Genomic DNA, 15,139 nt, shown 5'->3' with positions numbered 1-15,139 from the left:
GCCCTCATGGATCGATCAGCAATATCTCGAGCTTGCGCAGCTCTTCGGGGTCGGCCATCGCGTCGATACCAATAATCCTGCCGTCATCCGCCACGGTGAGACGAAGCGCGATGCGCAATTGCCCGCCGAGGATGACGACGGCGCCGACGGCTCCATTGATGACGGCAAGCCGAGCGCCCTGGGCGCGGCCGCGGAAGGTTTCGGCAACGGCGGACTTGCCGCGAATTTCGGCAAGCGCGCCCATCCGCGTCGCGACCGCATCGGCGCGGAAGACAACGTCGGGATCGAGAGCCGTCAGAAGGGCAGTCATGTCGCCGTTACGCGATGCCGCAAAGAAGGCATCGACCAGATGGCGCTGACGGCTGAGGTCTGCTTCCGCGGCGACCGGTACTCCCTCCACTCGCCGGCGGGCGCGGCTGGCGAGTTGGCGCGTGGCGACCGTGCTGCGCCCGACAATCGGGGCGATATCGTCGAAGGCCATGTCAAACATGTCGTGCAGCACGAAAGCGAGCCGCTCTGCCGGCACCAGCTTTTCCAGCACCACCAGCAGCGCAAGGCCGACCGAATCTGCGAGTAGCGCATCCCGCTCCGGGTCCGTGCCGTTTCCGGCCTCATGGCTGACGACCGGTTCGGGGACGCGGATGGTCAGCGGCTCCTCGCGCCGGGATTTGCGGCTGCGCAGCCAGTCGAGGCAGATGCGGGCGGTGACCGTCGTCAGCCAGCCACCGAGATTGTCGATCTCGGACGTGTCGGCACGGTTGAGCCGCAGCCATGCCTCCTGCACCGCGTCCTCCGCCTCCGTCCGTGAGCCTAGCATGCGATAGGCAACGGCGCGCAGATGCGGCCGGTTGGCCTCGAATTTTTCCGCCTGCCACTTTTTTTCGTCCATCGGTCACATTCCCTCATCCTGTTCCGTCATGCCTATGACGAACGAGGTCCGGCTGGTGTGACAATGGATCGGCACGGGAGCGACATCGTCAAGACCAAAACATCCAAGGAGAGAATGATGCAAGCCCGTATGAAAAACCCCGCTGTTATCCTGCCGGAAACCCTGCAGGCGCTTTTGGCGCTCAGCGCCTCGCTGAGGGATCGCGGCGTGTCCGAAAACACCATGGACCTCGTGCATCTGCGCGTCAGCCAGATCAATGGCTGCAGCGTCTGCACCGACATGGGGTTCCGCAAGCTGCAGAAGGACGGGGAAACGATCGAGCGTATCGTCGGCGTCTCCGCCTGGCGTGAAATGCCCTATTTCACCGAGGCTGAACGTGCCGCCCTTGCGCTTGGCGAGGCGGCAACCCGGCTCGCCGACCGGCCGGAGGCCGTCAGCGACGAGATCTGGAACGAGGCTGCCCGGCACTACGACGAGAAGGCGCTGTCAGCATTGATCGTCTCGATCGCGGTCGACAATGTCTGGAACAGGCTGAACGCGACGGTCCGGCAACAGGCGGGGGCATCCTGGAGCTGATCCGGATCGTGCCGAAGGAAGAGCCGTCTCCCAGCAGGGAGGCGGTTGGCCCACATGTCAGGCTTCGCTTACCTTCGACGTCACCAGCAGCTTCGCCAGCCAGTCGACGAAAACACGCACCTTGTTGCTCAGGTGCCGGTTCGGGGGATAGACGATGTGCAGCGGTATGGGGCTGCGGGTCCAGCCGGGGAGGACGGGGATGAGGTCGCCCCTGGCAAGCTCGTCGCGAATCATGAACGCGGGGGCCTGGGCGATGCCGAGGCCGGCCATCGCGGCGTTGACGTAGCTGCGGCTGTCGTTGACCGAGAGGATATAGCGCGGGCTGATTTCCAGCGATTCATTGCCGCGCTGAAATTCGAACGGGATGACCCGCCCGGTTTGCGCGCGAAAATAGCTGACGGCATAATGCGTGCTTTCCAGTTCGTCCGGTCGTTCGGGCAGGCCGAATTTCTCGATATAGCGGGGAGCGGCGCAGGTGATGAGCGGTATTTCACCCACCCGCCGGGCAATCAGCGACTGGTCGCTCGGCATGCCGGCGCGCAGCGCGCAGTCGACATTCTCCGCCAGGTAATCCACCAGCCGGTCGCCAACGCCGAGGTCGATATGGATGTCCGGATAGCGTTGGTAGAAATCGCAAAGCGCCGGCATGATGATCTTTTCGGCGAAGGCGCCGGCCATTTCGACGCGCAGGCGACCGCTCGGCAGGCTCTGCGAATTGCTGATGCTGCCGTCGAGTTCGTCGATCTCGGAGAGGATCTGGATGGCACGTTCGTAATAGAGCGCGCCATCGGTCGTCACCATGACGCGCCGGGTGGTGCGGTTCAGGAGCTTGGCGTGCAGATGCGCCTCAAGCGACTGGATGAGCGTCGTCACCGTCGCTTTTGGCATGGAGAGGGTTGCGGCGGCGCGGGTGAAATTGCCTGTTTCCACCACGCGTGCAAATGCCCGCATTGCTGATAGCTGGTCCATTTCAGGGTGCCCTTCGACCACGGAGAAAGCAGTCGATTGTTTGTTATCGTGAATAGTCTAGTCGAATATAGGCCACTTATTCTCAGAACGGAATAACAATATGTTGTCTCCATGATTGTTGCAATGCGGCACGGGGCGCTAGAAGCCGCATTATCCTGAACATGGTCGCCAAGCCTGTGAAATGGCTTTAGGAAAGGGGCATGTTCGACAGAATAGACAAGGATATGGGTTCATGAGCGCGCCGTGGAAAGATGTTGTGCTGGAAAACGTGCCTACGGGACCGGTCGCAGCGCGGATCTATAACGGCGAGGGTCTCAAGAAGGCAGCACCCATCGTGCTTTATCTGCATGGTGGCGCCTTTCTCGATACCGAGCATGCAACCGTCCGGCCTGTCGCCGCCAGTCTTGCGGAGGCCGGTGTGATCGTGGTTGCCGCAGACTATACCAGCGGCAATCAGAATGCCTTTCCGCAGGTGCTGGAATGCGCCTACGGGATCCTCGCCTACCTCAGCAACAAGCGAAACATGCTTGAGTTGGGTGGAGCGAAAAAATCGCTGCTGTTTGTCGCCGGTGAGGAATCGGGTGGCAATGTCGCAGCGGGTGTTGCTTTAAAGGCGCGCGATCAGATGCCCGGTTCGCTGGACGGACAGGTGTTGATATCGCCGCTTCTTGATCCCTTCATGGGATCGAAATCTTTCCTCCAGGCGGAGGAAAGCGGCATGCGCGAGCGCTGGACGGAAGGCTGGAATCGCTACCTGGGTTTTCTGGGCGGTGTCTGTCATCCCTATGCGGCGCCTCGATACTGTTCGCGGCTTTCGGGCCTCGCGCCGGCATTGGTGCTCACGGCCGAGGACGACCCGCTCCGCGACGAGAGCATGGAATATGGCCGCCGCCTCAAGGAGGCAGGCGTCCGTGTTCGCCAGCAAGTCCTCCCCGCCGGGACAGGCTGGCCCACCCTCTATGGCGGGCAGTCGAAGGACAAGCCGTCGTGGCAGCAGGATGTCTGCTGTTCTTTCAAGGGTTTTGTCGAAGACGTGCAGGCCTGATCGATCAGAGCATGCCACTTTCGAGTGGCGCCGCCGTAAGCGGATAGGATGCTCTGGGCGCAGAAATGAGAGCGATCGCGGCCGTTCATTTGAACGTGCGATGCCTGGAGCCTGACGATAGCGAGTCGATAGGAATTTTCGGTCCCGTGTCCCAAGCCGGGACCACAAGGAGAGACTAACATGACGTCCAACGGTAAGCGCTGGGCCCTGTGGGGCGCCGGCATGGGTGTTGCTGCGACTGTTGCAGGGGCGACCTTCTATCTGGATCTGCCGCGCGGTGCGCAAGCAACCGAGAAGGCGGCGGCAATGCCGGCCATCCCCGTCACCGTCGCGGCCGTGCAGGCGCGCGATATCACCGCCTGGCAGGAATTTTCCGGTCGGCTCGAAGCCATAGACCGGGTAGAGGTCCGTCCGCGTGTGGCCGGAGCCATCCAGTCGGTGCATTTCCGTGAAGGTGCTCTGGTCAAGCAGGGCGACCTGCTGGTGACGATCGATCCGGCGCCTTTCCAGGCGGCTGTCGCCCAGGCGCAGGCACAAGTCGGCGCGGCAAAGGCCAAGCTTGATCTCACCAAGGTCGAAGTCGACCGCGGCCAGAAGCTCTTCGATAACAAGACGATCTCGCAGAGCGACATGGATACGCGCTCCAGCAACTATGCGGAAGCGGAAGCCAATCTGAAGGCTGCACAGGCATCGCTCCAGACCGCGCAGTTGAACCTTGATTATACCGAGGTTCACGCTCCGATCTCAGGCCGTGTCGGCAAGATCGCCATTACGGTCGGCAACCTTGTCGCCGGCGGTTCGGCTTCGCCGGCGCTCACGACGCTGGTCTCGGTCAATCCGATCTATGCCAGCTTCAACGCGAGCGAACAGACAGTCACCCAGGCGCTGGCTGAGCTTCCGGTCACCGATGGCGCAGCGCCGCCGGTCGAACAGATTCCCGTGCAGATCGGCACCACCAGTGACAGCGGCACGCCGATCAACGGCAAGCTGCAACTGATCGACAATGAAGTCGATGCAGCAAGCGGCACCGTCACCGTGCGCGCCGTCTTCGACAATCCGGGCGGGCGTCTCATCCCCGGCCAGTTCGTGCGCGTCCGCATGGGCCAGCCGAAGGCTGAGAGCAAGCTGGTGATCAGCGAGCGGGCGATCGGCACCGACCAGGACAAGAAGTTCGTCTTCGTGGTCGATGGCGACAACAAGGTGGTCTATCGCCAGATCAGCCTTGGCGACACCGCCGATGGCCAGCGTATCGTCGAGACCGGCCTGAACGCCGGCGATCGGGTCATCGTCAACGGCCTGCAGCGGGTTCGCCCGGGCGCCGTGGTCGATCCGAAGCTGGAAGAAAAAGTCGCGGCCGCTCAGTAATCGACAGCGCCGGGAGGCAACTCTCCCGGCGGCCGTCCCAATGCTCTGATTTTGGAATGCTCGTGGCGCATATCGCGGACGGGCCTGGACCCCGTGTCCTCTTACATTCACCCCTGGAGAGGGTTCTGCCATGAACATCTCAAGATTTTTCGTCGACCGTCCGGTGTTTGCCGGAGTGCTATCGGTCCTTATCCTGGTCGCCGGCCTGATCGGCATGCGGCTGTTGCCGATTTCCGAATATCCGGAGGTCGTGCCGCCCTCGATCGTCGTCACGGCGCAATATCCGGGCGCCAATCCGAAGGTCATCGCTGAAACAGTGGCGACGCCGCTGGAAGAGCAGATCAACGGCGTCGACGGCATGCTCTACATGAACAGCCAGGCGACCTCGGACGGCCTGTTGACGCTGACCGTCACCTTCAAGCTCGGCACCGATCCGGACAAGGCGCAGCAACTGGTGCAGAACCGCGTCTCGCAGGCCGAACCGCGATTGCCGCAGAACGTTCGCGACCTTGGTATCACCACAGTCAAGAGCTCGCCGGACCTGATGATGGTGGTCAACCTCATCTCGCCGGACAATCGCTACGACATCACCTATCTGCGCAATTACGCCACATTGAATATCAAGGACCGGTTGGCCCGCATCGAGGGCGTCGGTCAGGTTCAGGTGTTCGGTTCTGGCGACTATTCGATGCGCGTCTGGGTCGATCCGCAGAAGGCCGCCGAACGCGGTCTTGCCGCCAGCGATATCGCCACTGCCATCCGCCAGCAGAACGTCCAGGCTGCCGCTGGCATCATCGGCGCATCGCCCAGTGTTCCCGGTCTCGACGTGCAGCTCTCGGTCAACGCCCAGGGCCGCTTGACGACGCCGGAGGAGTTCGGCAACATCATCGTCAAGAGTGGCACCAACGGCCAGATCACGCGTCTGCGCGATGTCGCCCGCGTCGAACTCGGCGCATCGGACTATTCGCTGCGCTCGCTGCTCGACGGCAAGCCGGCGGTTGCCGTGCCGGTCTTCCAGGCTCCGGGCTCGAACGCCATCACCATCTCCGACAATGTCATCAAGACGATGAACGAGTTGCAGACGGCGATGCCCGACGGCGTCAAGTATGAGATCGTCTACGATACCACGCAGTTCGTGCGCGCTTCGATCGACAAGGTCGTTCACACCCTGCTCGAAGCTATCGCGCTGGTCGTCGTCGTCGTCATCCTGTTCCTGCAGACATGGCGTGCCTCGATCATTCCGCTGATTGCCGTTCCCGTCTCGATCATCGGTACTTTCGCGGTGATGTATGTCTTCGGCTTCTCGATCAATGCGCTCAGCCTCTTCGGTCTCGTGCTGGCGATCGGTATCGTCGTCGACGACGCCATCGTGGTCGTGGAGAACGTCGAGCGCAATATCGAAAACGGCCTCAGTCCGCGCGACGCGACCTATCGTGCCATGAAGGAAGTGTCCGGCCCGATCATCGCGATCGCGCTGGTGCTGGTCGCCGTCTTCGTGCCGCTTGCGTTCATCTCCGGCCTCTCTGGTCAGTTCTATCGTCAGTTCGCCCTGACGATTGCCATTTCGACGGTGATTTCCGCCTTCAACTCGCTGACGTTGTCTCCGGCTCTGGCGGCCCTTCTTTTGAAGGACCATCATGCGCCGAAGGATATGCTGACGCGGGTGATGGACACGGTCTTCGGCTGGTTCTTCCGCGGCTTCAACAGGGTGTTCAACCGCGGCTCGCATGCCTACGGCAAGGGCGTCGGCGGCATCTTGTCGCTGAAAAGCCTGGTCATGGTGATCTATCTCGCCTTGATCGGCGCGACCTACTTCCTGTTCCAGACCGTACCGGGCGGCTTCGTGCCGCAGCAGGACAAGCAGTATCTGATCGGCTTCGCGCAGCTGCCGGATGGCGCGACCCTCGACCGCACGGATGATGTCATCCAGCGGATGAGCAAGATTGCTCTGGAGCAGCCGGGCGTCGAACATGCCATCGCTTTCCCTGGCCTGTCGATCAACGGCTTCACCAACTCTTCCAATGCCGGCATCGTCTTCGTGACCCTGAAGGCATTCGAGGAGCGCACGACACCGGATCTTTCGGGCGGCGCCATCGCCATGCAGCTGAACCAGAAGTTCGGTGCGATCCAGGATGCCTTCATCGCCATGTTCCCGCCGCCGCCCGTCCAGGGTCTCGGCACGACCGGCGGCTTTAAGCTGCAGATCGAGGACCGTGCCGGTCTCGGCTACCAGGCGCTTGACGAGGCCAACAAGGCGTTCCTTGCCAAGGCCTATCAGACGCCGGAGCTCACTGGCATCTTCTCGAGCTACCAGATCAATGTGCCGCAGCTTTTCGCCGATCTCGATCGCGCCAAGGCCGAGCAGCTGGGTGTCTCGGTGACCGATGTCTTCGACACGCTGCAGATCTATCTGGGTTCGCTCTATGTCAACGACTTCAACGCTTTCGGTCGTACCTACAGCGTGCGTGTGCAGGCGGATGCCAACTTCCGTGCTCATGCAAGCGATATCGGCCAGTTGAAGGTCCGTTCGTCATCGGGTCAGATGATCCCGCTGTCGGCGCTCCTGAAGGTCGAGGCCAGCACCGGTCCTGAGCGGACGACGCGTTACAACGGCTTCCTCGCCGCCGATATCAACGGCGGTCCGGCTCCGGGCTTCTCGTCCGGCCAGGCCCAGGCTGCCGTGGAGCGCATCGCCAACGAAACCTTGCCCAAGGGCATCGCCTTCGAATGGACCGATCTGACCTATCAGCAGATCCTGGCCGGCAGTTCAGGCATCCTGATCTTCCCGCTGGCCCTGCTGCTCGTCTATCTCGTGCTGGCCGCCCAGTATGAAAGCGTAACCCTGCCGCTTGCGATCGTCATGATCGTACCGATGGGCGTGCTTGCTGCTCTGGCGGGTGTCTGGTTGACGGGAGGCGACAACAACATCTTCACGCAGATTGGCTTGATGGTGTTGGTTGGCTTGTCGGCGAAGAACGCGATCCTGATCGTGGAATTCGCCCGCGAGCTGGAATTCGAGGGCCGCACGCCGGTCCAGGCAGCCATCGAGTCCAGCCGCCTGCGTCTGCGCCCGATCCTGATGACCTCCATGGCCTTCATCATGGGTGTCGTGCCGCTGGTCACCTCGACCGGTGCCGGTGCCGAGATGCGCGCCGCCATGGGTGTCGCGGTGTTTGCCGGCATGATCGGCGTGACCTTCTTCGGCATCTTCATGACGCCGGTGTTCTACGTGCTGATTCGCAGGATGGGCGGCAACCGTCCGCTGAAGCAGCATCACAGCAACGACAACAATCATTCGGCGGAGGTGCTTCCGATCGCCGCCGAATAGGGATGCCGTGTCGGGTAGTACCCTAATGCCCGGCATGACATGGGCGGGACCGCAAGGTCCCGCCCTCTTTCGTTCTTGTGGGGCAATTTTTCTTTTTGGGCCAATCTGTTTTTCGAAGATTTTGCCGCTCGCCCGCCAATTTCGTTTGCATGCGGACGCCATGGGTTTATCAAGCACATAGGCATATTGACTGACGTACATCGGGCCGGAGGAGCTGTCCCGATGCGCGTTATTGCGAGGAGGATGCATGCATATCGCCATTATCGGAGCAGCCGGTATGATCGGCCGAAAACTGACGGCGCGGTTGGTGGCCGATGGCGGGCTCGGTGGCCGTGAGATCACGCGGCTGACGTTGGTCGATGTGATCGAGCCGCCGCAACCGGAAGGGTTCAGCGGCAAGGTCAAGGCGCGCGCCAGGGATCTATCCGCGCCCGGTGCCGCCGAGAAGATCGTGGCCCGCCGGCCGGATGTGATCTTTCATCTCGCCGCCATCGTTTCGGGCGAGGCCGAGCTGGATTTCGATAAGGGATACCGTATCAATCTCGACGGCACGCGGCAGCTTTTCGAAGCAATCCGGGCTGCCAACAGCAAGGATGGATATAGGCCTCGCGTCGTTTTCACCTCCTCCTGCGCCGTCTTTGGTTCGCCTTTCCCGACGCCCATCCCGGACGATTTCCATCTGGCGCCACTCACCAGCTACGGCACGCAGAAGGCGGTGAGCGAGCTGCTGCTGGCCGACTATACGCGTCGCGGCTTTCTCGATGGCATCGGCATTCGCCTGCCGACCATCTGCATTCGCCCCGGCAAGCCGAACCGTGCCGCCTCCGGCTTCTTCTCCGGCATATTGCGCGAGCCGCTCGTTGGCATGGAGGCTGTGTTGCCGGTGCCGGAGGAGGTTCGGCATTGGCATGCCTCGCCGCGCTCGGCGGTCGGCTTCCTCGTTCACGGTGCGACGGTCGATCTGGCGCCGCTCGGCGCGGATCGCAGCCTCTCCATGCCCGGTGTCAGCGCCACGGTCGGCGAACAGATCGAAGCGCTCCGCCGCATCGCTGGCGACAAGGCGGTGAAGCTCATCCGCCGCGAGCCCGACGAGCTGGTGATGCGGATCGTCTCCGGTTGGGCGCAGGGCTTTACCGCCAAGCGCGCGAAGAAGCTCGGCTTCGTGGCCGAAAAATCCTTCGACGAGATCATCCGTGTTCATATTGAAGACGAATTGGGAGGACAGCTGTCATGACCGGTCGGAAGATCGCTTTTCTGGGGACCGGATTGATGGGCGCTCCGATGGTGCGGCGCCTGCTTGGCGCCGGCTTTGCCGTCACCGTCTGGAACCGCGACCGGAGCAAGGCGGATGCACTGGCGGCCGACGGAGCGATCGTTGCCGCGACGACGGCGGACGCGGCCAAGGGCGCATCGGTGCTTTTCACCATGCTGACCAATGGCGGCGCGGTGAGCGAGGTCCTCTTCGGGAGCGGAGTAACGGACGCGCTGGCCCCTGGCGCCGTCGTCATCGACAACAGCTCGATCGCGCCGCCGATCGCCCGCGAGCATGCGGCGAAACTCGCCGAGCGCGGCTTTCGCCATATCGATGCGCCCGTTTCGGGCGGCGTGGTGGGGGCTGCTGCCGGGACACTGGCGATCATGGCTGGCGGCGACGCCGATGTCATCGATAGTGTTCGCGACGTGCTCGCCCCGCTGGGCCGCGTCACCCATGTCGGACCGAGCGGCACGGGCCAGCTCGCCAAGCTCGGCAATCAGCAGATCGTCGCCGTCACCATCGGCGCGATCGCCGAGGCCATGCTGCTGGTCGAGGCTGGCGGCGGCTCGCGCGAGGCTTTCCGCGCCGCCATTCGCGGCGGCTTTGCCGAAAGCCGGATTCTCGAGCTGCATGGCCAGCGCATGATCGACCGCAATTTCGAGCCCGGCGGCACCTCCCGCAATCAGCTGAAGGATCTCGATGCGGTTCTGGCCGCTGCCCGAAACCTGTCGCTTCATCTGCCGCTGACCGAAACCGTGAGGACGGAATTCGCCGAATTCGTCGAGAATGGTGGCGCGGAGAGCGATCACAGCGGCCTGCTGCTGCATCTGGAAGACAAGAATGGCCGAGGAAAGGCTTGAGAAAGACATGAGCGACAATAGCCCATCCAAACGTCGTCTGCGCTCGCAGGATTGGTTCGACAATCCCGATCATATCGACATGACGGCGCTCTACCTCGAACGCTTCATGAATTACGGCATCACGCCGGAGGAGCTGCGCTCCGGCAAGCCGATCATCGGCATCGCCCAGAGCGGCAGCGACTTGACGCCCTGCAACCGTCACCACATCGACCTCGCCAAGCGCGTCCGTGACGGCATTCGCGATGCCGGCGGCATTCCGATCGAGTTCCCGACCCATCCGATCTTCGAGAACTGCAAGCGCCCGACCGCGGCGCTCGACCGCAATCTCGCTTATCTCGGCCTTGTCGAGGTGCTCTACGGCTATCCGCTCGACGGCGTCGTGCTGACGACGGGCTGCGACAAGACCACGCCGTCGGCGCTGATGGCAGCGTCCACCGTCAATATTCCGGCGATCGTGCTCTCCGGCGGGCCGATGCTCGATGGCTGGCATGATGGCGAATTGGCTGGTTCCGGCACGGTGATCTGGCGCTCGCGACGCAAGCTCGCGGCCGGAGAGATCGACGAAGAGGAGTTCATGGAGGCGTCGCTCGCCTCGGCGCCCTCGATCGGTCATTGCAACACCATGGGCACGGCCTCGACCATGAATGCCATGGCCGAAGCGCTCGGCATGTCGCTCACCGGCTGCGCAGCTATCCCCGGCGCCTATCGCGAGCGCGGACAGATGTCCTATCGCACCGGCCGGCGCGCTGTCGAACTCGTGCTCGAAAATATCAAGCCGTCCGATGTACTGACCCGGCAGGCTTTTCTCAACGCCATCCGCGTCAATTCGGCGATCGGCGGTTCGACCAACGCCCAGCCGCATCTGGCGGCCATGGCCAAGCATGCCGGTGTCGAGCTTCATCCCGAGGACTGGCAGGTGCATGGCTTCGATATCCCGCTGCTGGCCAATGTGCAGCCGGCGGGCGCCTATCTCGGCGAGCGCTTCCACCGCGCCGGCGGCGTGCCGGCCATCATGTGGGAGCTGCTGCAGGTCGGCAAGCTCGATGGCGACTGTCCAACGGTCACCGGCAAGACCATGGCGGAGAACCTGAAGGGGCGCGAGGCAACGGACCGTGAGGTTATCCTCCCCTTCGCCGCGCCGCTGAAGGAACGGGCCGGCTTCCTGGTGCTGAAGGGCAATCTCTTCGATTTCGCCATCATGAAGATGAGCGTCGTGTCTGAGGATTTTCGCAGCCGCTATCTGCAGGAGCCGGGACGCGAGGGCGTGTTCGAGGGCAGGGCCGTGGTTTTCGATGGCTCGGAAGATTATCACAAGCGCATCAACGACGCGGATCTTGGCATCGACGAGAACACCATTCTCGTCATCCGTGGCGCCGGACCGATCGGCTGGCCGGGTTCGGCCGAAGTCGTCAACATGCAGCCGCCGGACGCGCTTTTGAAGCGCGGCATCCGCAGCCTGCCGACGATCGGCGATGGCCGTCAGTCCGGCACCGCCGATAGCCCGTCGATCCTCAATGCCTCGCCGGAAAGTGCGGCGGGCGGCGGGCTTGCCTGGCTCAGAACCGGCGACACGATCCGGATCGACTTCAATCACGGCCGCTGCGACATGCTGGTGGAGGAGGCCGAGATCGAACGGCGCAAGGGCGACGGCATTCCCGCCGTCCCGCCGGACGCGACGCCCTGGCAGCGCATCTACCGCCGCTCGGTCACGCAGCTTTCGGACGGCGCGGTGCTCGATGGCGCGGCCGATTTCCGCGATCTCGCGGCCAATCCGCCACGTCACAATCATTAACCAAAATACCATCGGAACGATGGTTGCGAGTAAAAGCCCGCAACCAGGCGGACATCATTAAATAAGGCGAAAGGGAGTGCTGCCAGGATATTGCCAAGACTATGCAAGCTTTCCATGTGTCCGCAGGGGGTTCGAACTCGGTGGGAGAGGCGACATCAGGGCGATCCGAGTTGGAGTTCCAGAACCTCTTGAGGAGGCTGGAGCTGGCGTTGGAGACGTCGCAAATCGGGGTCTGGGAGCATAATCTCAACGGGGAGGAAATGCTCTGGGATCTGCAGATGCATACGCTTTATCAGACGGGCCTCCGCGACCGTAAAGTGTCATCGGCGGTCTGGTTGAATGCCCTGCATCCCGATGATGTCGAACAGGCCATCGCCGACTTCGATACGGCTATCGCGGAAAAAGGCTTTTACAATTCGCAGTTTCGCATCATCCTGCCGAACGGCGATGTTCGCTATCTGCGCTCGCGCGCTCATTTCTTCGAGGGGCCTGATGGTGCGCCGTCCTTCATCGGGGCGGAATGGGATGTCACCGCCGATATCTTGCTCAACCGCGAGTTGACGGAGCAGAAGGCGGTTGCCGAAGCTCGCGCCGTCGCTTTGGAGCAAAGCCGCGCGCGTGTCGAGCATGCGGCCGACCATGACTATCTGACGGGGCTTCCCAATCGCCGCTATTTCGACCGCCGGCTGGCGGAGCTGTGTGCGGATCAGGCGGTGGAGACACTGGCCATCCTGCATATCGATCTCGACGGCTTCAAGCAGATCAACGACAAATGGGGCCATGCGGCCGGTGATACGACATTGCAGATGGCGGCGGCGCGGATCCTGGGAGGGATCGCTGCTGGTGACATGGTCGCCCGCGTCGGTGGCGACGAGTTCGTCGCGGTGCTGGTCAATATCGCGACTTCAGACGAAGTCGGAACCATTGCAGAGGATATTCTGTGGCGGTTGCGGCGCGACATACGCTTTGGTGACGAGATGTTGCAGGTGGGCGCCTCAATCGGTGCGGCCTGGAGTGTTGCCGATGGTGCCAGCAATCTTCTGGCGGAATCCGATATCGCCCTCTATCAGGCCAAGAAGCTAGGCCGTAATCGCGTCGAGTTCTTCACGCCGAAGCTGCAATCCGATCTTCAGGCTGAGCGGCGGCTGGCGGAGGAATTGCGGCTGGCGCTGATGCGGAACGAAATCGTGCCCTTCTACCAGATCCAGGTGGATGCGCGCAGCCGGCGGATCGTTGGGCTCGAGGCTCTGGCGCGTTGGCGGCATCCGGGCAAGGGGCTGTTGCCGCCGGCGGCCTTCCTGAAGGTGGCGGAGGAATATGGACTGACGGCCGAGATCGATGCGGCCATTCTCAATCGTGCGCTCTCCGACCGCGCTGCCTGGGCTCTGCAAGGCCTGACGCCGCCGCGCATCTCCGTCAATATCTCCGCAAGCCGCCTGGCCGATCCCGGCCTGGTCGAGCGGTTGCAGACGCTGAACATACCGCGCCATGCTATCGTCTTCGAGCTGATCGAGACGATTTTCCTTGATGATCCTGACGACAGGGTGCTCGCCAATGTCGACGCGATCAAACGGATGGATATCGATATAGAGATCGACGATTTCGGCTCCGGCCATGCCTCGTTGATCGGCCTGGTGAAGCTGAAGCCGAAACGGCTGAAGATCGACCGGCAACTGGTGACGGCGATTACCGTCTCGGACGAGCAGCGCCGCCTTGTCGGCTCGATCGTCGAGATAGCGAGGGCGCTTAACGTCGAGGTCATGGCCGAAGGTGTGGAGACCGAGGAACATGCGCAGATCCTGGCGGATGCCGGCTGCGATGGGCTTCAGGGCTACGCGATCGGATATCCTTCGCCGGCAAGTGAGATTGCCGCGTTGCTGGCGTCGGCTCAGAAGCCAGTTGCGGCGCGGAGCCCCGTTGCCGCCCAAGGCAAGGGCGGCGTCAGTGGATCTGCAGGACGGCAATCAGCGCGTAGCTGATGACCCCGAGCGCCATCAGTGACAGCGTCGCCGCCGCGATCACCCGACCGCCGGCATGGGCGACAGAGCGGATATTCACCGACAGGCCGAGTGCCGCCATCGCAATCACCGTCAATATGTTCGAAACCAATGCCATCGGCGCGACCAGCGTGTCCGGGATCAGGCCGAAGGAGCGCAACGCCATCAGCCCGAGAAAGCCGCAGATGAACCAGGGGACCAGCGAGCGGCGGTGGCTCGTGCGGCCGTCCGTGGCCGCCATCTCGGTCTTGGTGATGATGCCGAGCAGGAATATGACCGGGCCGAGCATCAGCACGCGGATGAGCTTGACCACCGTGCCGGTTTGCACGGCCAGCAGACCGACCGGCGTGGTGGCGGCAAGCACCTGCGGCACGGCATAGACGGTGAGCCCCGCCAGCACGCCATATTGCCCCACGCTCATGCCTGCGTGGAAATAGAGAAGCGGCAGCAGAAAGACGGCGGCGATGCCGAGCACGGCGGTGAAGGCAAGGGCCGCTGCGGTTTCCTCAGAGCCCGCCTCGATAACCGGGGCGACGGCGACGATGGCCGAATTGCCGCAGATGGAGTTGCCGCAGGCGATCAGCGTCGCCAGCTTCGGCGGTAGGCCAAGCAGCCGGCCGATCGCATAGGTCGCGGCGATCGATAGCACGACGACGATGGCGATGCCGGCGATCAGCCAGACGCCGGCCTGATCGATAGCAGCAAGGCTGATCGAAGCGCCCAGCAGGACGATGGCGATTTCCAGCAGGATCTTGGCGCTGAAGTCGATGCCAGGGCGCAGGGAGGGCGAGAGCGGCCTGACGGTGCAGACGACGATACCGAGCGCGATGGCGAGTACCAGGCTCTCGATCCACCTGCCACCGAAAATGCCGATCTCGGCGCGTTCGCCGGCATAGGCGAGAAGCGCCACGGCGCTGGTGAGGGCGAGGCCTGGAAGGATGATCGCGGTTCGTTGGAAAAGGGGCATGCGGCACCGCCATTCGGCTATGAAGAATTTCCGTGCCGGGAAAGTCTCATCTCCTGATGTCGACATCCATCGAATATTATCCTATGTTTCGTTCGA

11 protein-coding genes are annotated in these 15,139 nt (G+C 62.7%); 8 read left to right on the top strand and 3 right to left on the bottom strand.

The features are described 5' to 3' along the window. Nucleotides 1-4 precede the first annotated feature (4 nt). Nucleotides 5-889 carry a sigma-70 family RNA polymerase sigma factor gene (locus tag AC1RO0_RS06040; protein WP_498591978.1) on the bottom strand — a complete coding sequence of 295 codons (885 nt, stop codon included), beginning with the start codon at nt 887-889 and terminating at the stop codon, nt 5-7. A 117-nt stretch (nt 890-1,006) separates the two neighbouring features. Here AC1RO0_RS06040 and AC1RO0_RS06035 point away from each other — a divergent pair, with 117 nt between their 5' ends. Continuing rightward, complete coding sequence (locus AC1RO0_RS06035; protein ID WP_498591977.1) at nt 1,007-1,465, top strand: carboxymuconolactone decarboxylase family protein; 459 nt, start codon at nt 1,007-1,009, stop codon at nt 1,463-1,465. Between the two features lie 57 nt (nt 1,466-1,522). Here AC1RO0_RS06035 and AC1RO0_RS06030 read toward each other — a convergent pair whose 3' ends face one another. Then, a complete protein-coding gene (locus AC1RO0_RS06030; RefSeq protein WP_498591976.1) occupies nt 1,523-2,434 on the bottom strand; it encodes a LysR family transcriptional regulator in 912 nt (303 codons plus the stop codon). Nucleotides 2,435-2,666: 232 nt separating this feature from the next. On the opposite strand from AC1RO0_RS06030, the gene AC1RO0_RS06025 reads away from it, so the two are divergent. The 7 genes from AC1RO0_RS06025 (at nt 2,667) to AC1RO0_RS05995 (ending at nt 14,058) form a co-directional block, all read left to right on the top strand. Next, the gene (locus AC1RO0_RS06025) at nt 2,667-3,479 is read left to right on the top strand and encodes an alpha/beta hydrolase fold domain-containing protein (protein WP_153364824.1); all 813 of its coding nucleotides are present in this window, start codon (nt 2,667-2,669) and stop codon (nt 3,477-3,479) included. 180 nt (nt 3,480-3,659) lie between these two features. Then, complete coding sequence (locus AC1RO0_RS06020) at nt 3,660-4,844, top strand: efflux RND transporter periplasmic adaptor subunit (protein ID WP_498591975.1); 1,185 nt, start codon at nt 3,660-3,662, stop codon at nt 4,842-4,844. A gap of 130 nt (nt 4,845-4,974) precedes the next feature. Then, nucleotides 4,975-8,172 carry an efflux RND transporter permease subunit gene (locus AC1RO0_RS06015; RefSeq protein WP_498591974.1) on the top strand — a complete coding sequence of 1,066 codons (3,198 nt, stop codon included), beginning with the start codon at nt 4,975-4,977 and terminating at the stop codon, nt 8,170-8,172. 247 nt (nt 8,173-8,419) lie between these two features. Then, a complete protein-coding gene (denD, locus tag AC1RO0_RS06010) occupies nt 8,420-9,406 on the top strand; it encodes a D-erythronate dehydrogenase (protein ID WP_498591973.1) in 987 nt (328 codons plus the stop codon). Next, nucleotides 9,403-10,287 carry an NAD(P)-dependent oxidoreductase gene (locus tag AC1RO0_RS06005; RefSeq protein WP_498591972.1) on the top strand — a complete coding sequence of 295 codons (885 nt, stop codon included), beginning with the start codon at nt 9,403-9,405 and terminating at the stop codon, nt 10,285-10,287. The genes denD and AC1RO0_RS06005 overlap by 4 nt, the downstream gene beginning before the upstream one ends. Nucleotides 10,288-10,294: 7 nt before the next feature. Next, on the top strand, nt 10,295-12,079 hold the full coding sequence (locus AC1RO0_RS06000; protein ID WP_174161022.1) for an IlvD/Edd family dehydratase: 1,785 nt from the start codon (nt 10,295-10,297) through the stop codon (nt 12,077-12,079). A 101-nt stretch (nt 12,080-12,180) separates the two neighbouring features. Continuing rightward, nucleotides 12,181-14,058 (top strand): bifunctional diguanylate cyclase/phosphodiesterase, encoded by a 1,878-nt coding sequence (locus AC1RO0_RS05995; RefSeq protein ID WP_498591971.1) that lies wholly within the window; start codon nt 12,181-12,183, stop codon nt 14,056-14,058. Here the strand turns inward: AC1RO0_RS05995 and AC1RO0_RS05990 are convergent. Further along, nucleotides 14,021-15,043 carry a YeiH family protein gene (locus AC1RO0_RS05990; RefSeq protein WP_498591970.1) on the bottom strand — a complete coding sequence of 341 codons (1,023 nt, stop codon included), beginning with the start codon at nt 15,041-15,043 and terminating at the stop codon, nt 14,021-14,023. The genes AC1RO0_RS05995 and AC1RO0_RS05990 overlap by 38 nt on opposite strands. Between the last annotated feature and the right edge of the window lie 96 nt (nt 15,044-15,139).

Source organism: Rhizobium sp. GW821-FHT14E12 (genome assembly GCF_058803745.1).
This window is presented reverse-complemented; position numbering and strand designations above follow the sequence as displayed.